Origin of the sequence: Sphingomonas sp. 22176 (genome assembly GCF_052045505.1) — a bacterium.
GTDB lineage: Bacteria > Pseudomonadota > Alphaproteobacteria > Sphingomonadales > Sphingomonadaceae > Sphingomonas.
Genome location: NZ_JBQEPL010000001.1, coordinates 983,975 through 1,009,397, shown reverse-complemented (window position 1 = coordinate 1,009,397; position 25,423 = coordinate 983,975). Strand labels below are relative to the sequence as shown.

At 66.8% G+C, this 25,423-nt stretch carries 20 protein-coding genes; 11 read left to right on the top strand and 9 right to left on the bottom strand.

The features are described from left to right. The first annotated feature begins 112 nt into the window (after positions 1-112). From ACTJKY_RS04650 to ACTJKY_RS04635, 4 genes are all read left to right on the top strand, one after another. Positions 113-2,212, top strand: a complete 2,100-nt coding sequence (locus tag ACTJKY_RS04650) for a S9 family peptidase (RefSeq protein ID WP_440844509.1) — start codon at positions 113-115, stop codon at positions 2,210-2,212. 58 nt (positions 2,213-2,270) lie between these two features. Continuing rightward, complete coding sequence (locus tag ACTJKY_RS04645) at positions 2,271-2,993, top strand: hypothetical protein (RefSeq protein ID WP_440844508.1); 723 nt, start codon at positions 2,271-2,273, stop codon at positions 2,991-2,993. Positions 2,994-3,027: 34 nt separating this feature from the next. After that, positions 3,028-3,189 carry a hypothetical protein gene (locus ACTJKY_RS04640; RefSeq protein ID WP_440845255.1) on the top strand — a complete coding sequence of 54 codons (162 nt, stop codon included), beginning with the start codon at positions 3,028-3,030 and terminating at the stop codon, positions 3,187-3,189. A 61-nt stretch (positions 3,190-3,250) separates the two neighbouring features. Further along, on the top strand, positions 3,251-4,114 hold the full coding sequence (locus ACTJKY_RS04635; protein WP_440844506.1) for a hypothetical protein: 864 nt from the start codon (positions 3,251-3,253) through the stop codon (positions 4,112-4,114). Here ACTJKY_RS04635 and ACTJKY_RS04630 read toward each other — a convergent pair. After that, on the bottom strand, positions 4,059-5,462 hold the full coding sequence (locus ACTJKY_RS04630) for a helix-turn-helix domain-containing protein (RefSeq protein WP_440844504.1): 1,404 nt from the start codon (positions 5,460-5,462) through the stop codon (positions 4,059-4,061). The two genes, ACTJKY_RS04635 and ACTJKY_RS04630, sit on opposite strands and share 56 nt — an antisense overlap. A gap of 542 nt (positions 5,463-6,004) precedes the next feature. Here ACTJKY_RS04630 and aceA point away from each other — a divergent pair. Next, the gene (aceA, locus tag ACTJKY_RS04625; RefSeq protein WP_440844502.1) at positions 6,005-7,294 is read left to right on the top strand and encodes an isocitrate lyase; all 1,290 of its coding nucleotides are present in this window, start codon (positions 6,005-6,007) and stop codon (positions 7,292-7,294) included. A gap of 14 nt (positions 7,295-7,308) precedes the next feature. Beyond that, positions 7,309-7,464, top strand: a complete 156-nt coding sequence (locus ACTJKY_RS04620; protein ID WP_019367690.1) for a hypothetical protein — start codon at positions 7,309-7,311, stop codon at positions 7,462-7,464. Positions 7,465-7,525: 61 nt separating this feature from the next. Here the strand turns inward: ACTJKY_RS04620 and ACTJKY_RS04615 are convergent, their stop codons facing one another. Continuing rightward, positions 7,526-8,974 carry an MFS transporter gene (locus ACTJKY_RS04615; RefSeq protein WP_440844501.1) on the bottom strand — a complete coding sequence of 483 codons (1,449 nt, stop codon included), beginning with the start codon at positions 8,972-8,974 and terminating at the stop codon, positions 7,526-7,528. A gap of 147 nt (positions 8,975-9,121) precedes the next feature. Here ACTJKY_RS04615 and ACTJKY_RS04610 point away from each other — a divergent pair, with 147 nt between their 5' ends. After that, positions 9,122-10,267, top strand: coding sequence for an acyl-CoA dehydrogenase family protein (locus ACTJKY_RS04610; RefSeq protein WP_440844500.1), 1,146 nt, complete (start codon positions 9,122-9,124; stop codon positions 10,265-10,267). Positions 10,268-10,391: 124 nt separating this feature from the next. Beyond that, the gene (locus ACTJKY_RS04605; RefSeq protein WP_440845223.1) at positions 10,392-11,180 is read left to right on the top strand and encodes an SDR family oxidoreductase; all 789 of its coding nucleotides are present in this window, start codon (positions 10,392-10,394) and stop codon (positions 11,178-11,180) included. Positions 11,181-11,202: 22 nt separating this feature from the next. On the opposite strand, the gene ACTJKY_RS04600 is transcribed toward ACTJKY_RS04605, so the two are convergent. Both ACTJKY_RS04600 and ACTJKY_RS04595 read right to left on the bottom strand, forming a co-directional pair. After that, the gene (locus tag ACTJKY_RS04600; protein WP_440844499.1) at positions 11,203-13,458 is read right to left on the bottom strand and encodes an NADP-dependent malic enzyme; all 2,256 of its coding nucleotides are present in this window, start codon (positions 13,456-13,458) and stop codon (positions 11,203-11,205) included. A 93-nt stretch (positions 13,459-13,551) separates the two neighbouring features. Continuing rightward, on the bottom strand, positions 13,552-15,087 hold the full coding sequence (locus tag ACTJKY_RS04595) for a hypothetical protein (protein WP_440844497.1): 1,536 nt from the start codon (positions 15,085-15,087) through the stop codon (positions 13,552-13,554). A 110-nt stretch (positions 15,088-15,197) separates the two neighbouring features. Between ACTJKY_RS04595 and mutS the strand changes: the two genes are divergently transcribed. Next, positions 15,198-17,777 carry a DNA mismatch repair protein MutS gene (gene mutS / locus ACTJKY_RS04590; RefSeq protein ID WP_440845221.1) on the top strand — a complete coding sequence of 860 codons (2,580 nt, stop codon included), beginning with the start codon at positions 15,198-15,200 and terminating at the stop codon, positions 17,775-17,777. On the opposite strand, the gene ACTJKY_RS04585 is transcribed toward mutS, so the two are convergent. The 5 genes from ACTJKY_RS04585 to ACTJKY_RS04565 all read right to left on the bottom strand — a co-directional run bounded on the left by ACTJKY_RS04585 (position 17,774) and on the right by ACTJKY_RS04565 (position 24,531). Next, positions 17,774-19,453 carry a putative bifunctional diguanylate cyclase/phosphodiesterase gene (locus tag ACTJKY_RS04585; protein WP_440844496.1) on the bottom strand — a complete coding sequence of 560 codons (1,680 nt, stop codon included), beginning with the start codon at positions 19,451-19,453 and terminating at the stop codon, positions 17,774-17,776. The two genes, mutS and ACTJKY_RS04585, sit on opposite strands and share 4 nt — an antisense overlap. Before the next feature lie 530 nt (positions 19,454-19,983). Next, on the bottom strand, positions 19,984-20,511 hold the full coding sequence (locus ACTJKY_RS04580) for a hypothetical protein (protein WP_440844495.1): 528 nt from the start codon (positions 20,509-20,511) through the stop codon (positions 19,984-19,986). Positions 20,512-20,599: 88 nt separating this feature from the next. Next, positions 20,600-22,795: an excinuclease ABC subunit UvrB gene (uvrB, locus tag ACTJKY_RS04575; protein WP_440844494.1), complete on the bottom strand. Its 2,196-nt coding sequence runs from the start codon at positions 22,793-22,795 to the stop codon at positions 20,600-20,602. A 63-nt stretch (positions 22,796-22,858) separates the two neighbouring features. Beyond that, positions 22,859-23,314, bottom strand: a complete 456-nt coding sequence (locus ACTJKY_RS04570) for a hypothetical protein (RefSeq protein WP_440844493.1) — start codon at positions 23,312-23,314, stop codon at positions 22,859-22,861. Between the two features lie 50 nt (positions 23,315-23,364). Continuing rightward, positions 23,365-24,531: an MBL fold metallo-hydrolase gene (locus tag ACTJKY_RS04565; protein ID WP_440844492.1), complete on the bottom strand. Its 1,167-nt coding sequence runs from the start codon at positions 24,529-24,531 to the stop codon at positions 23,365-23,367. A 119-nt stretch (positions 24,532-24,650) separates the two neighbouring features. Here ACTJKY_RS04565 and ACTJKY_RS04560 point away from each other — a divergent pair, with 119 nt between their 5' ends. Further along, positions 24,651-24,911 (top strand): helix-turn-helix transcriptional regulator, encoded by a 261-nt coding sequence (locus ACTJKY_RS04560; protein WP_440844491.1) that lies wholly within the window; start codon positions 24,651-24,653, stop codon positions 24,909-24,911. Beyond that, positions 24,908-25,420: a hypothetical protein gene (locus ACTJKY_RS04555; protein ID WP_440844490.1), complete on the top strand. Its 513-nt coding sequence runs from the start codon at positions 24,908-24,910 to the stop codon at positions 25,418-25,420. The genes ACTJKY_RS04560 and ACTJKY_RS04555 overlap by 4 nt, the downstream gene beginning before the upstream one ends. The last annotated feature ends 3 nt before the right edge of the window (positions 25,421-25,423 follow it).

The window sequence follows — 25,423 nt, the reverse complement described above, 5'->3', positions numbered from 1 at the left end:
GCGGGGACACCCCTCCACCACCGCCTTACGGCGGCGGTCCCCCTCCCCCTCCGCGGGAGGATCTTGGGGCATCGGGGCTTGCCCAACCCCAACGACTTCCTACAAACAGGGCATGAGCGAAAACCCCACGCCGCCCGTCGCCGCGACCCGCCCGCACAGCTTCACCCACCACGGCATCACGATCGAAGACCCCTGGGCCTGGCTGCGCGATCCCGGCTACCCCGACGTCACCGACAAGGACGTACTCGCCTATCTCGAGGCCGAGAACGCCTATTTCGACGCGGTCATGGCGCCGCACAAGGCGCTGTCCGAAACGCTGTTCCAGGAGATGCGCGGCCGCATCAAGGAAGACGAATCCAGCGTCCCCCAGAAGGATGGCGACTGGCTCTACTGGACCGATCACGAGGTCGGCGCCGAATATGCCCGCTGGTGGCGCAAGCCCGTCGCGGGCGGCGACGACCAGCTGATCCTCGACGAAACCGCGCTCGCCGCCGGCAAGGAATATTTCCGCCTCGGCGCGGTCAGCATCAGCGAGGACGGCACGCTGATGGCCTATTCGACCGACGACAACGGCTCCGAACGCTACACCATCCGCTTCAAGGACCTTCGCACCGGCACCGCCAAGGACGAACCCATCCCCGGCGCCGCCGGCAGCTGGGGCAATGTCGCGATCGAGGGCTCGATCGGCAATCTCGTCTTCACCAGCACCGGCGACGCGCTCCTCTACGGCCTCACCGACGAGCATTGGCGCACCCGCACGATCAAGCTCCACCGCCTCGGCACCGATCCGGCCGAGGACGTGGTGGTCTATCACGAGGAGGAACTAGGCTTCTCGGTCGGCGTCGAGACGAGCAGCGACCGCAAATGGATCCTGCTCACCACCAGCGACCATGAGACCAGCGAGATCCGCCTCCTCCCCGCCCATGACCCGCTCGCCGAACCGATCCTCGTCGCCCCGCGCAAGACCGGGCGCGAGTACGACGTCGACACGCACGGCGACACGCTGTTCATCCACACCAACGATACCGACACCAACTGGCGCCTCGTCACCGCCCCGATCACCGCGCCCGGCGAATGGAGCGAGCGCATCGCCCCCTCGCGCCATTTCTACATGACCGGCGTCACCTGCTTCGCCGATTTCTTCACCGTCGAGGGCCGCGAGGACGGGCTCGATCAGATCGAGCTGCACCGCTACGACGCGAGCGTGCCCCCCAAGCGCCTCAAGTTCCCCGAGGCGAGCTATGTCGCGGGCCTGGGCGACAATCCGGAATATGCCGTCACCAAGCTGCGTCTCGGCTATGAATCGATGGTCACCCCCGGCACCGTCCAGGATTACGACGTCGCCACCGGCGCGCTGGAGACGCTGAAGGTCCAGGAGATCCCCAGCGGCTATGACGGCAGCAAATACCGCACCGAGCGCCTGACCATTACCGCGCGCGACGGCACCGCCGTCCCCGTCTCGATCGTCTACCCCAAGGACTTCCCGCGCGACGGCACCGGCAAGCTCTATCTCTATGCCTACGGCGCCTATGGCCACGCCATCCCGCCGGGCTTCTCGACCAGCCGCATGTCGTTCCTCGATCGCGGCATGGCCTTCGCCATCGCCCATATCCGCGGCGGCGACGATCTCGGCCAGCACTGGTATCACGAGGGCAAGCTGGAGAAGCGCACCAACACGTTCCACGATTTCGTCGACGTGGCGAAGGGGCTGATCGCGCTCGGCTATACCGCGCCGGGCAAGATCGCCATCGCCGGCCGATCGGCGGGCGGCGAGTTGATGGGCGCGGTGGTCAATTCGGACCCCGAGCTGTGGGGCGCGGTGGTCGCCGACGTGCCGTTCGTCGACGTGCTCAACACCATGCTCGACGAGAGCCTGCCGCTCACCCCCGGCGAGTGGCCCGAATGGGGCAACCCGATCGAGGACAAGGCGGCGTTCGAGCTGATCCGCAGCTACAGCCCGTACGACAATGTGCGCGCACAGGCCTATCCGCCGATGCTGATCTCCGGCGGCCTCAACGACCCGCGCGTGACCTATTGGGAGCCCGCCAAATGGGCCGCCCGCCTGCGCGCGACCAAGACCGACGACAATATCCTGCTGCTCAAGACCAATATGGGCGCCGGCCATGGCGGCAAGTCCGGGCGCTGGGAGAGTCTGCGCGAATACGCCGACGAGATGGCGTTCGTGCTTTGGCAGTTGGGGGTGGAGGGGTGAGACCCGTTAAGCAAAAGCGGTAAGCAGCGCTGCAACTTTCCGCCTCTACCTTAGGCATATGCCCGGTTTCTCTGACACGGAAGCAGCCAGCAGCTTCATCGACACCGCACCCGAACGGCGGACGTCGCGGGAGCTGCTGACCGTAATCACCTGGTTTGCAGCGAGCCTTGAGCAGGCCGAAGAAATCTGGCGGACGAGGTTGCTGCCGGGACGCTCGAAGAGCGCCAGCGACGAGGCGCTGTATGAGACGGTGCAACGAAACTATTTCCCGTCCACTTGCTCCCTCATATGGAGCGGCGATGCATGGGGTGCTCGCGTCCGCGGGCGGCGTTCCGCCAATCATTGGGCGTCCCGCTGGCTGCCGCGGACGAAAATCTTCGACGCCTACGGGCTTCAGCTGTTTCGTACACGCGAGTGTGAGTATGTCGCGGAGCATCTGAGCGATGGCGCCATCGGCAGCCCTAAGCCGCTATGGACCCACGTCTCGCCGGACCAGGTCGATCTCGCCCTCCGGGGCGAGCCGGCCGCTCGCGCGCTACTGGCCGAGCTGGGCATCTTCCGCGTGGGGCCGAATGAGGCCCCGGCGAAGGAAAACGCCGTGAAGGCGGTTCGCAACCAGCTCATCGATCGCGGTCTTGATCTCTCGGACTACGCGATCGCGGCCATCAGGGAGGTCGAGAATGACTGCGTGACGGGCCACATCATTTCGCTGCAGCGGTTCGATGCAGCAGGTCAGCCCGTTGGATCACCGGAAGACTTCAACATTCCCTTCGGCGCGTAGAAGAGCGCGCATTCCCGGCAGCATCGTTAGAGCCATGGTGCGATGCCTGCGCGCGACCAGGACCGACGACGACATCCTGCTGCTCAAGACCAATATGGGCGCCGGCCATGGCGGCAAGTCCGGGCGGTGGGAGAGCTTGCGCGAATATGCCGACGAGATGGCGTTCGTGCTTTGGCAGTTGGGGGTGGAGGGGTAAGCTCAGCTGATAATTTGGCGTTCACTTCTTTAGAATACCGCCCTTCAGCGTAGGAGAAATTATGGATATTCCTACCCCTCCCACCAAATTCGACGCGTGCCATCTCAAAATCAAACGCGCCGAAAAGCACCTGCTTGAATTACAGGATGAGATACAATCTTTTTTAGCAGCAACCCCCTATCTAATTCGCTCCAAGATCAATGCACAAGGGCATATCGTTTATGAAACGATAGAAAGAAATCCCGTGCCTTTACACTTATCGACGCTGATTGGTGATGTTGTTCACAACTTGAGAAGTTCTTTGGACATTTTAGCCACAGAATTAGCCAAGCTTAACGGCAATATCAGCAAAAGATCGCTAAAGGAAACCTATTTCCCAATTACTATAGATTTAGATTCACTAGAAAAAACACGGACTTCCAAGATTAGCAGAATGAGTAAGGAAGCCCAAGATCTAATAATAAAAATCGCCCCTCATAAAGGTGGAAGGTCAGAAATATTATACAATTTGCATCATTTGGATATAGCCGATAAGCATGCAACTCTTATCCCAGTCGGAGCAGCTTATGCTTCTCGATCAGTTGGAGTTGGCGTAGGCAGCGCCGACAATCCAATTAGTGAAGCATATCCAGAAGGCATAGAAATTGAACTTAGCGTCACGTTCCAAATGCCAGAAGTTACCTACCCTCTGCGAGATGGATCTGTAGTAGCCACAATATTTGAGGTGGGAGATGCTCGCTCTACCGCTAATGTTGATGTAAATTTTGGTTTAGTATTCTCGGGCCTAGGCTTCTTCGAAGGTGAGCCGGTTCTAGACGCCCTCGCAGCTACCTTGGTTTACGTGGCACGTGTCGTTCATACCTTTGAGGTCAAGTTCTTGAACCAAGCCAGCCCTCCTCAATCTCCGCAAACCCAAACGCCGTAACCCCGCGCTCCCGCTCGCTCCCCGCCGCGGCCCGTCCCGCAGGCGCCGCCGAGCGCTGCGGACACGCAGGCCGCGTACACGCCCGGCACCCCAGCCCGATCGGCGCCGCCCGCCCCGCCAGGTCCACCCCCCGCGCCGCCGCCAGCGTTCCCGCCTCCGCCGCCGGCAGGCCCAGCGCGATCACGAAGCGCGGGCGCACCCCGCCCGCCACGCCGCCATGCGGATGCACGCAGCGCGCGATGGTGAAGGCACGCGCGCCGTCCTCCAGCTCGACGAGCTGCACCGCCGTCTCGTCGGTCCGCGCGAAGCCGTCATAGGCGTTCCACAAGGGGCACGGCACCGCCGCCTCGACCAGCGCCGATCCGCTGGCGCCGGCATAGCGTTTCGATACCTGCCCCGCGCGATCGAACCGCATCAGGAAGAAGGCGAGGCCCCGCGCGCCCACCCGCTGCAGCGTCGTCAGCCGGTGCGCGACCTGGGAGAGGCTCGCGCCGAAGCGCCGCTGGAGCAGCTCCAGGTCATAGCCGCTGGCCTCGCACGCGCGCAGGAAGCGGGCATAGGGCATCATCACCGCGGCGGCGAAATAGGCGGTGAGGTGGCGGCGGAACAGCCGCGCGGCCACCCGGTCGAGCTCGGCGCCGCGGACCAGCGCCTCGATCTCGTCGCGCGCCTCTACTGCCAGCTGCTCGGCCAGCGCAAAGGCGCGCGCGCTGGGATCGAGCGCCTCGGAAAGCTGCAATTGCCGCGCATGGAGGTCGAGCCGCTTGAGGGTATCGACCATCACCTCGGCGGGCAGGATGCGCACGGCAAGCTGGTGCTTCACCCGCAGGCAATCGGCCATCGCGCCGTACGGCTCGCCGGCCATGCGCAGCTCGTCGGCCAGCGCCTCGGCGGCGGCGTCGAGATCGGCGAAATGGTTACGCCAGCGCTCGATCGCGCGGCGGACCTGTTGGCCGGGATCGGCGCCGCCTGGGGCGGGCGCGGCGCCGCCGCCCATCCGGTCATAGGCGCGGGCAAAGGCCTCGGCGCCGTCGGGGGCGGCGGCCAGCCATTCGCCGAGCTGGTGGCGATCGACGGGGATGTCGGCGAACAGCGGATCGGCCAGCCGCCGCCGCAGCGCCTCGGCCCCGCCGCCGGGCTCGGCCGCGGTGAGGCGGCGGGGATCGAAGTCATAGGTCTCGGCCAGCTTGAGCATCAGCGCGGCGGAGACCGGCCGCTGGTTGCGCTCGACCAGGTTGAGATAGCTGGCCGAAATCTCCAGCGCCTCCGCCATCGCCGCCTGGGTGACGCCGATCTCGAAGCGGAGCCGCCGGATGGCGTGCCCGGCGAAGAGTTTGCGTTCGGCCATGGGTGCTCCTGCTCCTTCTAAATTCCTCCCCCAGCTTCGCTGGGGGAGGGGGACCGTTCGCGCAGCGAATGGTGGAGGGGCCGCGCCGCAGGCGCTGTAGTCCCGCCATCGCCACGCCCGCCGCACCGCCGCTAGTGCGGCGGCCCCTCCACCACGCCGCTGACGCGGCGGCGGTCTCCCTCCCCGTGCCGGGGAGGATCAAGGGGACACCCCCTCCACCGTCATCCCGGCGAAAGCCGGGATCCATTCGCCTGTCGGTCGCCCTCTTGCCGCGGCGGAGTGGCAATGGATCCCGGCTTCCGCCGGGATGACGGCTATGGGGCCGGCACTCCCCCACCAAGGCTGTCCTACACCAAGCGTTCTTGCTACGTTCCCATTCAGAAACCGCAGCTCATCTTGTAAATACTTTACATCACAACAAGGGAGTCCCGCAACCTATCACACACCCCCACTCTGTGCGAAGACAAAGTTGAATTCCCCCAGCGGCTGAACTTCCTAAACTTATCCACACAAGGTTTAGACATTCAGTCAAGGAATTCACAATGCCCCAGTCGCTTGGTTTCGAGGATCTGGTCCCCGCCCCCGACGGGCGGTTCGAGGGCATCCAGCGCCCCTACACGGCGCAAGATGTCGCCAGGCTGCGCGGCTCGCTGCCGGTGGAGCATACGCTGGCCCGCCGCGGCGCGCTCAAGCTGTGGGAGCTGCTGCACACCGAGGACTATGTCCATGCGCTGGGCGCCTTGTCGGGCAACCAGGCGATGCAGATGGTCCGCGCCGGGCTGAAGGCGATCTATCTGTCGGGCTGGCAGGTCGCGGCGGATGCCAATACCGCCGGGCAGATGTACCCCGATCAGTCGCTCTACCCGGCCAATGCCGGGCCGGAGCTGGCGAAGCGGATCAACGCGACGCTCCAGCGCGCCGACCAGATCGAGCATATGGAAGGCGGCGCGACGCGCGACTGGTTCGCACCCATCGTGGCGGATGCAGAGGCCGGGTTCGGCGGGCCGCTCAACTGCTTCGAGATCATGAAGGCGTACATCGCGGCGGGTGCGGCGGGCGTGCATTACGAGGACCAGCTCGCCAGCGAGAAAAAGTGCGGCCATTTGGGCGGCAAGGTGCTGATCCCCACCCAGGCGCATATCCGCAACCTCGATGCGGCGCGGCTGGCGGCGGATGTGTGCGGCGTGCCCACGGTGATCTGCGCCCGCACCGATGCGGAATCCGCGCGGCTGATCACCTCGGATGTCGACGAGCGCGACCACCAGTTCCTCACCGGCGAGCGGACCCCCGAAGGGTTCTTCCGCCTGAAGGATGGGACCGGCGTCGATCACTGCATCCAGCGCGGGCTGGCGTTCGCGCCCCATGCCGACCTGCTATGGTGGGAAACGTCGAAGCCCAATCTCGACGACGCCCGCCGCTTCGCCGAGGCGATCAAGAAGGCACATCCGAACAAGATGCTGGCCTATAATTGCTCGCCCAGCTTCAACTGGGAGAAGAACCTGGACAAGGACGACATCGCCCGCTTCCAGCGCGAGATCGGGGCGATGGGGTACAAGTTCCAGTTCGTCACCCTCGCCGGCTTCCACAGCCTCAACTACGGCATGTACGAGCTGGCACGGGGCTATCGGGATCGCGGCATGGCGGCCTATTCGGAGCTCCAGCAGGCCGAGTTCGCGGCGGAGGCCGAGGGCTATACCGCGACGCGCCACCAGCGCGAGGTCGGCACCGGCTATTTCGACGCGATCGCCCAGACCGTGGCGGGGGGCGCCAGCTCCACCACCGCGCTCGCCGAGAGCACCGAAGCCGCCCAGTTCAACGCCCAAGCCGCATAACAGGAGCGCATGTCATGTCGAACGAACCCCAGCGCAGCCGCGCCGTCTTCTCCACCGAGGATTTCCGCCTGCTCCGCGAGGCCGTCGGGGCCCATCTGCAGGCGGTGAAGGACAAGCCGGAATCGGTGAAGTTCTCCAACCTCTACCACCGCCTGGGCCGCGTGGCCTGACAGTTTTCCTGGGGAGGAAAGGATGCCCGCCGGGTCGAGGACCTGGCGGGCATTTCCGCGCTTACTCGGCCCGCGCGCCGAGCTGCGCCAGCCGGGCGGCATGCTCTGCCTTGCCGAAGGGGAAGCGCCGGTAGAAGAACGCCGCGATGCCGCCGAGCGCCAGGTAGACGGCGCAGAAGATCAGCGTGAACCGGTCGATCACCGCCTCGGGCACCGTCCCCGGCTTGGCACCATCGGGAAAGCCGGAGAGGGTGAGGATCAGGCCGGTGGCGAAGATGCCGAGCCCGCTCGAGCATTTCTGGACGAAGAAGAAGCCGGCGAAGAACACGCCCTCGGAACGCCGTCCGGTCTCGACCTCGGAGTGCTCGACCACGTCGGCCAGCATCGAGGCGCCGAGCATGGTCGAGGAAACCGCGAAGGTCGCGTTGACGGTGAAGATGGTGAACAGCACCGGCAGCAGCAGCGGGTCGCCGGGCACCGGGAACAGCCCGATCAAGCGAAGGACATAGGGCGCGGCGAGCAGCAGCACCGCACCGACCAGCGCGATGGTCGCGGCGGTCGGCTTGCCCAGCCAGCGCGCCATCCGCGGGGCAATCAGGAAGGCGAGGACGACGCCCAGGAACAGCGTCGCGCCGAGCAGCTGGAAGGCGAGGTTCCCGAAGTGCCAGACATGGGCGTAGAGATAGTTGGACATCGAGAAGCTGATGCCCTGCGCCACGAAATAGCTGAGCGCCGCGGTCATCAGCACCAGGAAGGCCGGGTTGCGCAGGGTGGCGAACAGCTCGGCGATGCTCTGGCGCAGCGGCTGGGGCGTGATCTCCACGGGCGGCAGGTTCTTGATCTCGCGGTGGGTGCCGAGTGCCGAGCCGAGGATAGCCACCACCATCAGCGCCGCCCCGCCGATGGCGAAGCCCGGGTAGCCCGCGCGGTCGAACTGGCCGTGCGGCTGGCCGGTCCGCTCGGCGAGGAACCAGCCATAGGAAAGCATCAGCATCGCCATGCCCCCGCCCCAGCCGAACAGGAAGCGATACGCCATGATCCGCGTGCGCTCCTCATAGTCGGAGGAGAGCTCGGGGCTCAGCGCCTGCGACGGCACCTCGAAGGCGGACACGGCGGTGCGCACCACTACCGCGGTGACGAACAGCCAGCCGAGCAGCGCGTGCTGGCTCCACGCCGGCGGGTTCCACAGGAACAGCCAGCCCACCGCGATCGGCAGCCACGCCGCATACATCCAGGGATGGCGGCGCCCCCAGCGGCTCCGCGTCCGGTCCGAAAGCATGCCGATCGCCGGATCGACAAAGGCGTCGACCAGCAGCGCACACATGATCACGAAGCCGACCTGCGCAGCGGGGAGACCCACCACCTGGTTATAGAACAGCAGCAGGAAGGTGACGAAGCAGAAGTCCTTCACGCCGTACGCCGCGGCGCCGAAGCCATAAGCGAGCATCGTCGGCGTCGCCACGCGCCGGCTCGGCGGTACGGGCGGGGTGTCGGCGGCGCGACCGGCCATCAATTCATTCTCCACTACGTCCCCCGCCCTCCCCGATACAGACGCGGGTACGCCCCGGCAAACGAAACACTTTGGAAGATCGGGTACGGCTTGCGGCATGCCATCCAGCCGTTATACCTGCTGCCAATTAGAACCGAGAGGATGGCCATGGCCCTCGAACCCGAGCTGTTCGACGCGCTGATCGACACGGTCCGCCGCTTCGTCGCCGAGCGGCTGCGCCCGCTGGAGGCGGAAGTGGAGGCGGCCGACGCGATCCCCGACGCGATCGTCGAGGAGATGAAGGCGCTGGGCCTGTTCGGCCTGTCGATCGCCGAGGAACATGGCGGGCTGGGCCTCACCATGGCCGAGGAAGCCCGGGTTGCGATCGAGCTGGGGCGCACCACCCCCGCCTTCCGCTCGGCGTTCGGCACCAACGTCGGCATCGGTAGCCAGGGTCTGGTGATCGCCGGCACGCCCGAGCAGAAGGCGCACTGGCTGCCGAGGATCGCCCGCGGCGCGATCATCACCAGCTTCGCGCTGACGGAACCTGACGTCGGTTCCGATTCCGGGTCCGTGAAGACACGCGCGGTGCGCGACGGCAATGTGTACCGCTTAAGCGGCACCAAGCGCTACATCACCAATGCCGACAAGGCGCAGCTCTTCACCGTAATGGCGCGCACCGGCGAGGAAGCGGGCGGCCGCGGTGTCTCCGCTTTCCTGGTGCCGCGCGACCTGCCGGGCGTGTCGATCGGCGAGCCCGAAAAGAAGATGGGGCAGAAGGGGGCGCGCGTCGCCGACGTGATCTTCGAGGATGTGCCGGTGCCGATCGAGAACCGGCTGGGCGCGGAGGGCGAAGGATTCCGCATCGCGATGCAGGTGCTCGACCGGGGACGATTGCACATCGCGGCGGTATGCGTCGGCGTCGCCGAGCGGCTGATCGCCGACTGCGTCGCCTATGCCAGCGAGCGCAAGCAATTCGGCAAGCCGATCGCCGAGCACCAACTGATCCAGGCGATGCTGGCGGATTCGAAGACCGAGGCGCTCGCCGCCCGCGCGCTGGTGCTGGAGACCGCGGCCGCCAAGGATGCGGGCGCGAATACCACGATGGAAGCCGCGGCGGCCAAATATTTCGCCAGCGAGATGGTCGGCCGGGTGGCCGATCGCGCGGTGCAAATCTTCGGGGGCGCGGGGTACATTGCCGATTACGGGATCGAGCGGCTCTACCGCGATGTGCGGCTGTTCCGGATCTACGAGGGCACCAGCCAGATACAGCAACTGATCATCGCCCGCGAGACGCTGAAGCACGGCGGGTAAAAAGCCCTCTCCCCGCCGGGGAGAGGGTTTGGGAGAGGGGCAGTCGGCAACACGAACCAAAGGGCCGGATCGGAGAGACTGCCCCTCTCCCCGGCCCTCTCCCAGAAGGGAGAGGGAGCAAATGATGGACGTAGCTTCGCTGTTTCGCCTCGATGGTCGGGTCGCGCTGGTCACCGGGGGATCGCGGGGGATCGGGCGGATGATCGCGGAGGGGTTCGTCGCCTCGGGCGCGAAGGTGTACGTGTCGTCGCGGCGGGCGGACGCCTGCGAAGCGACCGCTGCGGCACTGGGCCCGAACGCGATCGCCCTGCCGCATGACGTCTCGACCGTCGAAGGCTGCCGCGCGCTTGCTGCCGACCTCGCCGCACGCGAGTCGCGGCTCGACATCCTCGTCAACAATGCCGGCGCTGCGTGGGGCGAGCCGTTCGAGAGCTTCCCCGAAAAGGGCTGGGACAAGGTGATGGACCTGAACGTCAAGTCGCCCTTCTTCCTCACCCAGGCCTTGCACGCGTTGCTCAAGGCGGCGGGCAGCGCGGAACGCCCCGCCAAGGTGATCAACATCACCTCGATCGACGGCCAGCGGCTGAATGCGTGGGAGACCTATAGCTACCAGGCATCGAAGGCGGCGCTGATCCACCTGACCCGGCGCATGGCGGCGCGGCTGGTCCGAGACCAGATCCACGTCACTTCGATCGCCCCCGGCGCCTTCCCCAGCGACATGAACAAGGCTGCCCGTGACCATGGCGGCACGGTGGCGCAGGCGATCCCCGCCAAGCGCATCGGCGGTGCCGAAGACATGGCGGGTGCCGCGATCTTCCTCGCCAGCCGGGCGGGGGATTATCTGGTCGGGGAAACCGTCACCGTGGACGGCGGGCTGGTCAACGCCTCGCTCGGGGCGAGCATCGACGGCTGATCCGCCGATGCTCGCCTGAACCTCAGCGCGCGATGTCGCCGGCTGCCAGTACCGCCAGCGTCACCAGCTCGCTGGCGGTGGAGGTCATCGGTGCGATCTGCACCGACTTCTCCATGCCGATCAGCATCGGGCCGATGGTCGAGTCTCCACCCAGCTCGCGGAGCAGCTTGGCCGAGATGTTGGCCGACTGCAGGCCCGGCATGATCAGGATGTTGGCGGGACCCGAGAGGCGCGCGAACGGATAGTTGGCGAGCAGCTTGGGGTTCAGCGCCACGTCCGGCGCCATGTCGCCTTCATATTCGAAGGTCACGCCGCGTTCGTCGAGCACCTTCACCGCGTCACGGATATTGTCGATCCACTTGCCCTCGGGGTTGCCGAAGGTCGAGTAGCTGAGCAGCGCGACCCGCGGCTCATGCCCCATGCGGCGGGCGACCTGCACGGTGCGCTCGGCGATGTCGGCCAGTTCCTCGGCGCTCGGTCGCTCGCTCACCGTGGTATCGGCGATGAACACGGTGTGCGACTGGCCGACCAGCACATGGATGCCGAAGGGCGTGCGGCCGTCGACCGGATCGATTACGCGGCGCACCTGGCGCATCGTCTCGGCATAGGTGCGGGTGACGCCGGTGATCATCGCATCGGCATGGCCGAGGCGGAGCAGCAGCGAGCCGAAGATGTTGCGGTCGCGATTGACCATCCGCTCGCAATCGCGGCGCAGATAGCCGCGACGCTGGAGGCGCTGGTACAGCGTCTCCACCATCTCTTCGACCAGCGGCGAGTTGACGCTGTTGTGCAGCTCGAAATGATCAGGGTTGGCGCCGAGCGTGCGCAACTGATCGAGCACCGACTCGCGACCGACCAGCACCGGCGTGCCATAGCCGCCTTCCTGGAAGGCAATCGCGGCGCGCAGCACCACTTCTTCCTCGCCCTCGGCGAAGATGACGCGCTTCGGCTTCGCGCGCGCACCCTCATAGGCCATGCTGAGCACCGACGTGGTCGGGTTCATGCGCGCCCGCAGCTGCTGGCGATAGGCCGTCATGTCGATGATCGGCCGCGTCGCCACGCCCGAATCCATCGCCGCCTGCGCCACCGCCGCCGGGATGATCTCGATCAGGCGCGGATCGAATGGCGTCGGGATGATATAGTCCGGGCCGAAGCTGTGCGAGGTGCCATAGGCGGTCGCGACTTCTTCCGGCACCTGCTGGCGGGCGAGTTCGGCCAGCGCGCGGGCGGCGGCGACCTTCATCGCGTCGTTGATCCCGGTCGCACGCACGTCGAGCGCACCGCGGAAGATGAACGGGAAGCACAGTACGTTATTGACCTGGTTCGGATAGTCCGAACGGCCGGTGGCGATGATCACGTCCGGGCGCACGCGCTTGGCCTCCGGCGGAGTGATCTCGGGATCCGGATTGGCCATCGCGAAGATGATCGGCTTCGGCGCCATCTTGGCGAGGAGTTCGGCCGGCAGGGCGTTGGCGGCGGAAAGGCCGAGGAACACGTCGGCACCGTCCAGGGCCTCGGCCAGCGTGCGGCGATCGGTCTTGGCGGCGTGCGCCGACTGCCACTGGTTCACGCCTTCACGGCCCTGGTAGATCACGCCGGTGCGATCGCACATCAGGAGGTTGTCCTGCGGCAGGCCCATCGCCTTGATCAGCTCGGTGCAGGCGATCGCGGCGGCGCCGGCGCCGTTGACGACGATCTTGGTCGTCTTCAGGTCGCGGCCGGTGAGGTACAGCGCGTTGATGATGCCGGCGGCGGCGATGATCGCGGTGCCGTGCTGGTCGTCATGGAACACCGGGATGTTCATGCGCTCGCGCAGGGTCTGCTCGATCACGAAGCATTCGGGGGACTTGATGTCCTCCAGGTTGATGCCGCCGAAGCTCGGCTCCATCAGCTCCACCGCATCGATGAAGCGATCGACATCCTCGGTCTTGAGCTCGAGATCGATCGAGTCGACGTCGGCGAAGCGCTTGAACAGAACCGCCTTGCCTTCCATCACCGGCTTGGAGGCGAGCGCGCCGAGATTGCCCAGGCCCAGGATAGCGGTACCATTGGAGATCACGGCAACGAGGTTGCCCTTGGCGGTATAGTCATAGGCGAGCGCAGGATTTTCGGCGATCGCCAGCACCGGCACGGCCACGCCAGGCGAATAGGCCAGCGCGAGGTCGCGCTGGGTCGCCATGGGCTTGGAGGCTACGATCTCGATCTTACCGGGGCGGCCCTCGGCGTGATAGCGCAGCGCCTCCCGATCGGAAAACTGGACGTTGCTCTCTTCGGCCATCCGCTCGGCTCCTAACTTCGTTGACTGTTTGCGTCCCTAAAGCAGCCCGAAGCAGCGATTGCAAACCGCAGAAGGCGTTTTCCTCGCTTTCCCCTACGTCGCTTTAATATGATGAATTGCGTACAGCTTACTGTCGCCGGACTGCCAGATCGGCATCAGCCGCGGGTCGCGAAAGCCGGGCGGAAGCTCCACGTCGATCAGCCAGAGATAGTCGACTTGGTCGAGCGGCAGCGTCGGTGCGACTTGCGCGATGCTGTGGCGGTGCCGGCCCGCGCCGGTGGTTCCTACGCAATCGGATGGCGACACCAGCTGGGATGGGTCGGTGGCGAAGCCGGACGGGGCATAGCGCGATTCAAGCAGGTGCACCGACTTGACCGCCCAGTGCGCGTTCACCCAGGCATCGCGCTCCAGCGTGGCGAGATTGGCGAGGTGACTGATCCGCGGGTTGCGCCAGGCACGCACGCCGCAATCGGCCAGCGTCAGGTTCAGCACCCGACTGCCCCGAGCGACATGATCGAGCGCCTGCAGCTCGCGGTGGTAGCGCTGGCCATAGCCGACGAAACTCGCCGTGGTCACGCCGAAGCGCAGCACCAGCAGCGCGACACCCGCTGCCGCGACCCAGGCGCGCGGACGGCGCTGCACGCCGCTCCAGTCCTGCAGCGCCAGCGCCAGCAGCATCGCATGCGCGATCAGCCGCGCATCGACATTGGCGGTCCCGGAAAGCTGGTAGGGCGCCGCCAGGAACAGGGCGAAGCTGGCCCAGACCGCCAGCCTGCCCCCGCGCGCCAGCCGGGCGCCGCGCAGCCGGCCGAACAGCAGCACCGCGAAGGCGACACCGAGGCTCGCCAAGTCGAACACCATGTTCTGGTCGCGCAGCATGTTGAACAGCGCGTCGATCTTGCCGGGGAAATCCCAGACGGTCTTGCCGCCCTTCTCCCCGCCTGCCGAGAGCAGCACCGGCACCGCGACGAACAGGAACGGCCAGAGCCTGGCGGCCAGCGTCGCGAGGCCGCGTGGCTGCCACCAGCGCCCGATCCGCTCCGCCTCCCACGCGGCCACCCACAGCAACAGCAGCGCGCCGCCTTCGCCGTGCCCCAGGAACAGCGCCGGGGCGAACAGCGCGAAGATCAGCGCCCGCAGCCACCGCCACCGGTCCAGCGCCATCCACAGCGCCCAGCCGCACAGCGACAATGCCGCGCTCAGCGCATAGTTGACGAAGCCCCACAGAAAGGAATCGTTGTAGACGAACAGCAGCGCGAAAGGCAGCGCCGCGGTACCCTGTGGATTCAGCCGCCGGGTGACGGCCAGCAGCCCCAGCACGGTCAGCGCAGGCACCGCCTCGCAGACCAGCCACATCGCCGCAACCGGCCCTAGCAGCGGATGCAGCGCCTGGACGATCAGGTCCGCGCCCAGGTTGAGCGTCGGCCGCCAGGTGAAGACGAAATAGCGATGAAGGATGTTCTCCGCCGGGGCCAGCTGCACCGCGAACCGCCCGATATGCCCCGGCACGTCGACCAGCGGCGGCACCCGCACGAACAGAAAGGGCAGGATCGACAGCAGCGACAGCAGCAGGATCCACCGCCAGCGCAACACCGCTGCCTTGCCCGTCTGCGCGGAAAAGAAGGTCATGGCCCGTGCCTTATCCCCAGTTTCCACCAGCGTCACCCCATGGCCGCGGCTTGTGCCGCCCCCCGTGCTTCCGGTAGCGAGGCACGATGTCCTCTGCCGCCCCTACTCCGATGATGGCCCAGTATCTCGCGCTCAAGGAAGAGGCGGGGGATTGCCTGCTGTTCTACCGCATGGGCGACTTCTTCGAGCTGTTCTTCGAGGACGCGAAGACGGCGAGTTCGGTGCTCGACATAGCGCTCACTTCGCGCGGCGAGCATGAGGGCGACAAGATCCCGATGTGCGGCATGCCGGTCCACGCGATGGAGGCCTATCTCGCCCGGCTGATCAAGGCGGGTCACCGCGTCGCCATCGCCAATCAGACCGAAACGCCCGAGGAAGCGAAGAAGCGCGCGGGTTCGAAGGCGCTGGTCTCCCGCGCGATCATCCGGGTGGTGACCGCCGGTACGCTGACCGAGGAAGCACTGCTCGACAGCCGCACGGCCAACTGGTGCGTCGCGGTGGGCGAAGCAGGCGGCGGCGTCGCGATTGCCTGTGCCGATATCTCCACCGGCCGCTTCGAGCTGATCGAGACCGACGCAGCGCGGCTGAGTGCCGAACTCGCCCGCCTCAATCCCGCCGAGACGATCGCCTGCGACGCGACCGACTTCGCCGAACTCGCAACGGCACTACGCCCCAAGCTCGACTTCGACAGCGCCAGCGGCGAAGCGCGGCTGAAGCGACTGTTCGGCGTGGCGACGCTTGACGGCTTCGGGCAATTTTCGCGCGCCGGGCTCGCCGCGGCGGGCGGGCTGGTCGCCTATCTGGAGCATACCGCCAAGGGCTCGCTCCCCTTCCTCCGCCCGCCCCGCGTCAGCCGCGCCGAAGCGGCGATGGCGATCGACGCGGCGACGCGCGAGAGCCTGGAACTCACCATCAGCGCCGCCGGTGCGCGCAAGGGCAGCCTGCTCGACGCGGTCGACCGTACCGTGACCGGCGCAGGCGCCCGCCTGCTCGGCGCAGACATCGCCGCACCACTGATGGACCGCGCGGCGATCGACGCCCGGCTGGATCTGGTCACGTTGTTCCACGACGATGCCGGCCTGCGCGACAACATCCGCGCGACGTTGCGCGCGCTCCCCGATATTGGCCGCGCGCTCGGCCGCCTTGCCGCCGGGCGCGGCTCTCCCCGCGATCTCGGGCAGCTCCGTGACGGCCTAGACGGTGCCTGGCGGCTGGGCGAAAAGCTCGACCGGTTGGCCGACGCCCCCGCCCTGCTCCGCGAGCTCGCGCCCCAGCTGCGCGGCCATGGCGCGCTGATCGACCTGCTCACCCGCGCGCTCGTCCCCGAGCCGCCGGTCGATGCCGCGCATGGCGGCTATATCGCCGAGGGCTATGACGCCGCACTCGACGATCTGCGCGATGCGGGTGCGGGCGGCCGACGCGCCATCGCCCTGCTGGAAGCCGAGTATCGCTCCCGCACCGGTATCAACGCGCTCAAGATCCGCCACAACGGCGTGCTCGGCTATCATATCGAAGTCCCCGCCCGTTCGGCCGACGCGCTGATGAAGCCCGACAGCGGCTTCACCCACCGCCAGACGCTGGCGGGCGTCGTCCGCTTCAACGCGCCCGAGCTGCACGACGTCGCGGTCAAGGTGACTCAGGCCGGTACCCACGCCCTCGCCGCGGAGTCGGCGCATCTGGAGGACCTGACCGGCCAGGCGCTCGCCCGCCGCGAGCCGATCGCCGCCACCGCCGACGCGCTCGCCCGAATCGACGTCGCCGCCGGCCTTGCCGAACGCGCGGCCGAAGGCGGATGGACGCGCCCCGAGCTGGTCGAGCATAGCTGCTTCGAGATCGAAGGCGGTCGCCATCCGGTAGTGGAAGCCGCCGTGGCGCGCGCCGGCGGCCGCTTCGTCGCCAACGACTGCACGCTCTCCGAAGACTCGCGCCTGTGGCTTGTCACCGGCCCGAACATGGGCGGCAAATCGACCTTCCTTCGCCAGAACGCACTGATCGCGGTGCTGGCGCAGGCCGGCAGCTACGTTCCCGCCACACGCGCTACGCTGGGGCTGGTCGACCGGCTGTTCAGCCGCGTCGGCGCCTCGGATAATCTCGCCCGCGGCCGCTCGACCTTCATGGTCGAGATGGTCGAGACGGCGGCGATCCTGGCACAGGCCACCCCGCGCAGCTTCGTGATCCTCGACGAGGTCGGCCGCGGCACCTCGACCTATGACGGGCTCGCCATCGCCTGGGCGGTGGTGGAGGCGATTCACGAGGAAAATCGCTGCCGCTGCCTGTTCGCCACCCATTATCACGAGCTGACCCGGCTGGCCGAGCGCTGCGACGCGCTCACCCTCCACCATGTCCGCGCCCGCGAATGGAAGGGCGAACTGGTGCTGCTCCATGAGCTGGCCGAGGGGCCGGCGGATCGCAGCTACGGCATCGCCGTCGCCCGCCTCGCCGGTATGTCGCCCGCCACGGTCAAGCGCGCCAAAGCCGTGCTCGACAAGCTGGAAGCCGGCCGCGCCAAAACCGGCGGGCTGGCCGCTGGCCTCGACGACCTGCCCCTGTTCGCCGCCGCCGCGCCGGTCGAGGAAGAGAAGGTCGACGCGCTGCGCCACGAACTGGACGCCCTCGACATCGACGCCCTCAGCCCGCGCGAGGCGCTGGACGTGCTCTATAAGCTGAAGGGTCTGGCCAAGGAGGCCTAGGCGGCCGCGCGTTCCATGTGCGCTTCGAGGAACGCCACGGCGTCCGCGGTCGGCAAGGGACGCGAGAACAGATAGCCCTGATATTCGTGGCAGCCGAACGCGCGCAGGAATCCCCGCTGCAATTCGTCTTCCACCCCCTCCGCGGTCACCCCGATGCCGAGCGACTGGCCGATCCCCAGCACCGCCTGGATGATCGCCCGCGCATCCTGCGAACGGCCGAGATCGCGAACGAAACTCTGGTCGATCTTCACCCGATCCACCGCCAGTTTGTGGAGGTGCGACAGACTGGAGCAGCCGGTGCCGAAATCGTCGAGCACCAGCTGCACGCCGACCTCGCGCAGCCGCGCGAGCGCCAGTTCGACGCCGGTATCCATCGCCAGCATCGTGCTTTCGGTGACTTCGAGCTGGAGCTGCCGCGGATCCATGCCATGGCGGGCGAGAACGGCAAGGATGCGCGTCTCGATCCCCGGGCTGCGCAGCTGGATCGGCGACAGGTTGACCGCCAGCGACAGCGCCGGGAAGCGCGCCATCATCGCCACCGCCCGATCGAGCACCCATTCGCCGAGCGGCACGATCAGCCCGCTCGCCTCCGCAATCGGTATGAAGCGGACGGGCGGGATCATGCCCTGCTGCGGATGCTGCCACCGCACCAGCGCCTCGACACCAACGACGCGGTGGCCGCCGGCGTCGATCACCGGCTGGTAGTGAACGTCGAACTGGTCGCCCGCAGTAAGCGCAGTGCGCAAGTCCGCCTCCAGCGTACGACGCGCCTGCACCTCGGCGGCGAGTGCCGCATCGTACAGGCGGAACTCGTTGGCCGGCTGCCGCTTGGCCTCATACAGCGCGAACTCGGCCCTGCGGTGAAGCTCGTCCGCGCACAGGCCCGACTCGGCCCAGGCGCAGCCGATCGAGACGCCCAGCGTTGCCGCCACGGCACCACCGATGAACGGCGCGTCGACCAGCGCGAGCAGCCTTCGGCATTCGGCCTCGGCCGCAACGCTGTCGTGGCAGTCGTCGACAAGCACCGCGAAGCTGTCGCCGCCGGTGCGCGCCACCCGGTCCGACCCGCGGGCAGCGCCCGCGAGCCGGTAGGCAAAAGCCCGGAGCAGGGCATCGCCGACCGCATCGCCGAAAGCGTCGTTGATGTCCTTGAACTGGTAAAGATCGATCAGCAGCAGTGCGGGTGCGCCGTCCGCCAGCGCCGTCGCCAGCTGTTCGTTGAGCGCCGCGCGATTGGGCAGGCCGCTCAACGCGTCGTGATAGGCGAGATGGCGGATATGCGCCTCCGCCGTGCGCAGCGGCGTGATGTCGGTCAGGATGGTCAGCACGAGCGGCGTGTCGCCGATAAGGATGCGGCGGCGACGGGTGACGACATTACGGCGGGTGCCATCATGCCCCTTGATCACCTCCTCGGTCTCCAGGTCCTTGCCGGTAGCGAAGACCTGGGCGCGTTCGAAGCTGAAGCGGGCGAGTTGTTCTTGGGTGAGATAAGTTTCGCTGGGGGTCGAGAGCCAATAGTCCCGATCTCTGCCCGCGAGATCGCAAAACGCCTGGTTCACGTCGACAATGCGGTTGGCTTGGTCGATCAGCAGCACTGGCGAGGGCAATGCTTCCAGCATCGTGCGCAGACAGGCGCCGCGCGCCGCGTCTGCGTCTCCCTGCTCTGCCTGCCGCATTGGGCGCTCCGCTGCCAAAAACCCCTGGAGCGTGCGGCTCTGCCCTGCCGACTCGGGCGCTGCCTAGTTGGGGCAACTCCATATCGGAAGCGTAACTTTCCGATAACTAAAAGGCGTAGCGGTGCGCCACATATCAATAGGTCCAAAATGAAAGAGGCCGCCGGGCCCTTCTCCAAGGTACCCGGCGACCCCCGACATGGTCAGCGGCCGGAGAGCTCCAGCCCGGGAGACCATGCGGACCGCATTACCTGCAACTGCCGGCGTTGATTGGAGGAGGATACCTCCCGGCGGCATATGGATGGAGGGCTTCCATCCACGCGGCAGGATCAGCGGCGCGTCTCCCGAACGAACTGAACCGACCTCACTGCTGAACCATGAGACATCGGATCACCTCCTTTCGCTTGTTGAAGAGCCTGTGCCTCTCGACACACTTGACATGTAGGATGACCCTGAGTCGCAGAACAAGTCTTGTAAAAGAATTTTATCGGTGCGATTCTGGATGTCTGGGCCAAAGCGGTCCGCCGCGTCGCTTATTTGCGGCAGTCCTCCACCACCCGCAGGATCTCCGGCCAGGCCGGGATCACGAGGGTCGGCAGCCCTCCCCCCTCGATCACGAACCTTCCGCGGCTGAAGCCGATCGCGTCGAGGAAGCTGTCGTTCGCCGCGAAGGCCATGGCGAGCATGCCGGACGCGGCGGCGTCGGGCGTGGCCGGGATCGCGCGCACGGCGCTGGTGGTGCGCAGCGTGAGCGTCGTCGGCGCCGTGCCGGTGCGCGCCAGCGTCACGCGCCGCATCGCCAGATCGCAGCGCAGGGTCGCGAGCGGGGCGCCACCGGCAACGCCATAGGTCGCGCTGCCTGCCCGATAGCGCCAATCGCCGGGCGTGAGCGGCCAGTCCCGCCAGTCCGCGCCGATCGCCGGCTTGGGCGCGGGCGGCAGCGGCGGAGCAGGCACCGGCACGGGCCGGGGCGCAGGCGCAGGCGGCGGCGTGGAGGGAGCAGGCACGCAACCGGCGAGCGCGAAGAGGCCGACGCCGGCGAACAGGGAAAGCAAACGCATGGCCGGGCTTATGGACGCGAGCGGGCCGCGGCTCAACTGCACGAACCGCGATGCACGACGGACTGGAAGATCGAGACGACCGCCCGACCTACCCCCGCCGCGGCCCGCCGAACTTCGTCTTGGTCTGCTTGCCATAACGCGTCTTGCGCGTGCCCGGCTTGCCCTCGTTGCTGCGCCCCATCAGCGGCGCCTTGCGCTCGCCCTCGGGCAGCCCGAGCTCCTCCGCCTCCAGTGCGCGGATCTCGTCGCGCAGGCGGCCGGCTTCCTCGAACTCCAGGTTCGCGGCGGCGTCGCGCATCTTCTTCTCGAGCTCCTCGATATAGCCGCGCAGATTGTGGCCGACCATGTGCGGGCGATCGGCGTCGATCTCCACGGTCACCTGGTCCTTGCTCGATACATGCGCGATGATGTCGCCGATGTTCTTCTTGACCGTCTCGGGCGTGATCCCGTGTTCGAGGTTGTACGCCATCTGCTTCTCGCGGCGGCGACCGGTCTCGGCAAGCGCGCGTTCCATGCTGCCTGTCATGCGATCGGCATAGAGGATCACCCGCCCCTCGACGTTGCGCGCGGCGCGGCCGATCGTCTGGATCAGCGAGGTCTCGGAGCGCAGGAAGCCCTCCTTGTCCGCATCGAGGATCGCGACCAGCCCGCATTCCGGGATGTCGAGCCCCTCGCGCAGCAGGTTGATGCCGATCAGCACGTCGTACACGCCCATCCGCAAGTCGCGGATCAGCTCGATGCGCTCCAGCGTCTCGGTATCCGAGTGCATGTAGCGGACCTTCACGCCCGCCTCGTGCATATATTCGGTCAGGTCCTCGGCCATGCGCTTGGTGAGCGTGGTGACCAGCGTGCGATAGCCCTTGGCGGCGGTCGCCTTGCACTCCTGGATCAGGTCCTGGACCTGCTCCTCGACCGGCTTGATCTCCACCGGCGGGTCGATCAGTCCGGTGGGGCGGATCACCTGCTCGACGAACACGCCGCCGGTGCGCTCCATTTCCCAGTCGCCGGGGGTCGCCGAGACATAGGTGGTCTGCGGCCGCATCGCGTCCCACTCGTTGAAGCGCAGCGGCCGGTTGTCGATCGCGCTCGGTAAGCGGAAGCCGTACTCGGCGAGCGTCAATTTCCGCTTGTGGTCGCCGCGCGACATGCCGTTGATCTGGCCGATCGTCTGGTGGCTTTCGTCGACGAACAGCAGCGCGTTCTCGGGCAGATATTCGAACAGCGTGGGCGGCGGCTCGCCGGGCAGGCGGCCGGTGAGGAAGCGGCTGTAATTTTCGATGCCCGCGCAACTGCCCGTAGCCGCGATCATCTCCAGGTCGAAATTGGTGCGCTGCTCCAGCCGCTGCAATTCCAGCAGCTTGCCCTCGATCTCGAGCTCCTTCAGCCGCTCGGTCAACTCGTGGCGGATCGCCTCCATCGCCTGCTTCAGCGTCGGCCCCGGCGTCACATAGTGGCTGTTGGCATAGACGCGGACATAGTCGAGGCTCGCCACCTTCTTGCCGGTCAGCGGATCGAACTCGACGATTTCCTCGATCTCGTCGCCGAAGAAGCTGATCCGCCAGGCGGTATCCTCATAGTGCGACGGGAACAGCTCCAGATTGTCGCCGCGCACCCGGAAAGCGCCGCGCCCGAAGGCGGCATCGTTGCGCTTGTACTGGAGCGCGACCAGCTTGCGGATGATCTCGCGCTGGTCGACCACTTGCCCCTTCTTCAGGTCGAAGATCATCGCCGAATAGGTCTCGACCGAGCCGATACCGTAGAGGCACGAGACCGAGGCGACGATGATCACGTCGTCGCGCTCCAGCAGCGAGCGGGTCGCGGCATGGCGCATCCGGTCGATCGCCTCGTTGATCGAGCTTTCCTTCTCGATATACGTGTCCGACCGCGGCACATAGGCCTCGGGCTGATAGTAATCGTAATAGCTGACGAAATATTCGACCGCGTTCTCGGGGAAGAAGCTCTTGAACTCGCCATAGAGCTGCGCGGCGAGGATCTTGTTCGGCGCGAGGATCAGCGCGGGGCGCTGCAGCTCCTCGATCACCTTGGCCATGGTGTAGGTCTTGCCCGATCCGGTGACGCCGAGCAGCACCTGGTCGCGTTCGCCCGCCCGCGCCTGCTCGACCAGCTCCGGAATCGCGAAGCGCTGGTCGCCCGAGGGCTGATATTCTGAGACGAGCTTGAACTTCTTGCCGCCCTCCGCCTTTTCCGGGCGCTGCGGGCGGTGGGGGATGAACGCCTGCCCCGTCTCGGGCTCGGCAAGGTTGGTCCGGATCTGGATCGCCATGGTCGGAATATGGGGTGCAGGGCGCCGTCTGAAAAGCGGCCTTTCGATCAGGAACTTGGGCGATCAGGGCCTTGGGCGATAGGCGATGCGCCACATTGCGAGGCCGATGCCGCCCGCGAGCAGCGTCACCGCTGCGGCCTGGGCGAGCTTGAATGCGAGGCCCAGCAGCCAGCTGCGCGTGTCGATCGGCGCCAGGCTGAACATGACGCTGCCGCTCTGCGCGCCGACGAACAGGCCCAGCCCGAGCAGGCCCGTCACCGCGGCGGCGTAGCGCCCCCGTCGCAACCCGATGGCGTGCAGCAGCAGCCAGATCGGGCCGCCGACCGCCGCGAGCGCCATGCTCGCGAACAGCGTGCCCACCGCCCAGCCCGCCAGCAACGCAAGCGGCGCCCGCTGCCCCGCTGCGATCAGCAGCATCAGGATCAGTAGCCCGCCGAGGCCGCTTCCCGCCGCCAGCGCCTTGCCCAGCCGCGCGCCGCTCGTTTCAAGATGGCGCCCCGCGCCGCTATCGTGCTGCATTCGTCCCCGCCCTCGCACCTTCTTAGGAACGGTTGCGAAGCCTCTCAACCTCAGCGAAAGCGATCGAAGCGGCCCTCGGCACGGCAGGTCGCGATCCTCTGATCGTTCGGCGGCGGTGGCGGGGTACCGATCGCCGGCACGTCGAAGCCTTGCCCGATCGGATGGTCGACGAAGCGGCGAGGATCGGTGCCGCCACAGCGCAGCATCGCCGCCAGCATGTCCGGCGGCGTGCGATACGCCTCCCACGAAAGCCGGAACGTGCCCCAATGGATCGGCAGCGCCCAAGGTCGGCCGAGCTGATCCCACACCCGGATCGCGTCGCGCGGACCGATATGTGCATCGGCCCCCATCTGTCCCGGCTTGAAGCGGAACGCTCCCACCGGAATCGCCGCAAACCGCACCGGCCCCAGCGCAGCCGCCTCGGCCGGCCATTTGCCGTCGCCCCAGCCGGTATCGCCGGCGAAGAACAGGTTGCCGCCCGGCAGCGTCACCACGAAGCTCGACCAGAGCGCGCGATTGCGGTCGGCGAACCAGCGGCTGCTCCAATGATGGTTGCGGGTAACGACCACGTCGATGCCGGGCTTGAGCGTCAGCCGCTGTCCCCAGTCGAGCCCCCGCGCCGGCACGCCCGCCTGCCCGATCACGCTGTCGTTGCCGAGCCCGGTGACGATCAGCGGCCGGTCGCGCTGCCAGACCGTCTTCAGCGTCGCGAGGTCGAGATGGTCGTAATGGTTGTGGCTGACGACGATCAGGTCGATTTTCGGCAGGTCGGCAAGCCGCACGCCCGGCGCGGCCACCCGCTTCGGACCCAGGCCGAGCGGCCCCGCCACGTCGCTCCACACCGGATCGGTGAGGATGTTGAGGCCCTGGGTCTGGATCAGCAGGCTGGCATGGCCGATCCAGGTGACCTTCATCGCCTGCCCGTCGACCCGCGCCGCGGGGTGCCCCTGGGTGACGGGAACCCGCGCCGGCCAGGGCGGCTGCTGCATCGCATTGACGACGCGGTGCGCTAGGAACACGAAGGCGAGCGCCGGGGCCGGCGCGGTTTCACCGTCGGGATTGGCAAAATGGTCCCCGTCGAAATGCCCGGTCTCGGCGCCGCGATAATAGATGCGATCGAGGAACGGCGGCACCAGCGTCAGAAACAGGCATAGCGCCACCACGATCCAGAGCAGCGCGGCAACCAGCCAGCGCGCGAACGTCCTTGCCATCGCCATGCGCTCCTCTCGCAACCACGTCGTCACAGATCAACCCCGTACGCGGGTGCACCCCAGTACATTGACCCGAAGCTATGTTGTGTATACACAACGAATCGCACCACGGAGCCGATCGTTCCATGACCCTTCACAACCGCATCGCGCTGTTCCGTGCAGAATCCGGCATGACCCGGCGCGCGCTGGCCGAGGCGGTGGAGGTGAATCCTCAGACGATCGGATATCTCGAACGCGGCGACTACAAGCCCAGCCTGGAACTCGCGATGCGCATCGCACGGGTGTTCGGCGTGCCGGTGGAACTGCTTTTTTCCTTCGAACCGTTCGAACCGGTGGCCACCGCGCTGCAACGTGCGGGAACCCTTTCCGAGGAGGATGCCGCGTGACCCGAGGCCTGATCACGACGCTCGACGACCTTTCCCGCCGCACCGGCATCCCTGCTTTCGCCGAAGGCAAGCCACGGCGCCGTCTGCTGCGCTGGACACCGGTGGTGGCGCTGGCCTTGGCGATACCCGGCCTGGCGATCGACTTCCTGTCGACCGCACCGCTCGCCTTTTTCGGGCATGCGCTGCTGATATGCGGCTTCGTGATCGCCATCTTCTGCCCCATCTTCGGCCCGATAAAGCCCTGGGGCACCGCGGAATCGGTCGATGAATGGGACCGCGATCTCCGCCGCCGCGCGTTTCTCGTTGCCTTTGCCAGCATGGCGTTTGCGGGACTGGCCTTGTTCTGCACTTTCACCGCCGCCGCCGCGCTGGGCAACTGGCCTGCATCGGCGACGAGCTTCCGTGCAATGGGCTGCACCTTCTTCCTGATGACGCTGTATTCGGCCGTCCCTACCCTCTACGCCAGCTGGGCGACCCGCCCGCTCGACCCGGCGGAGGAGGAGGCTTGATCC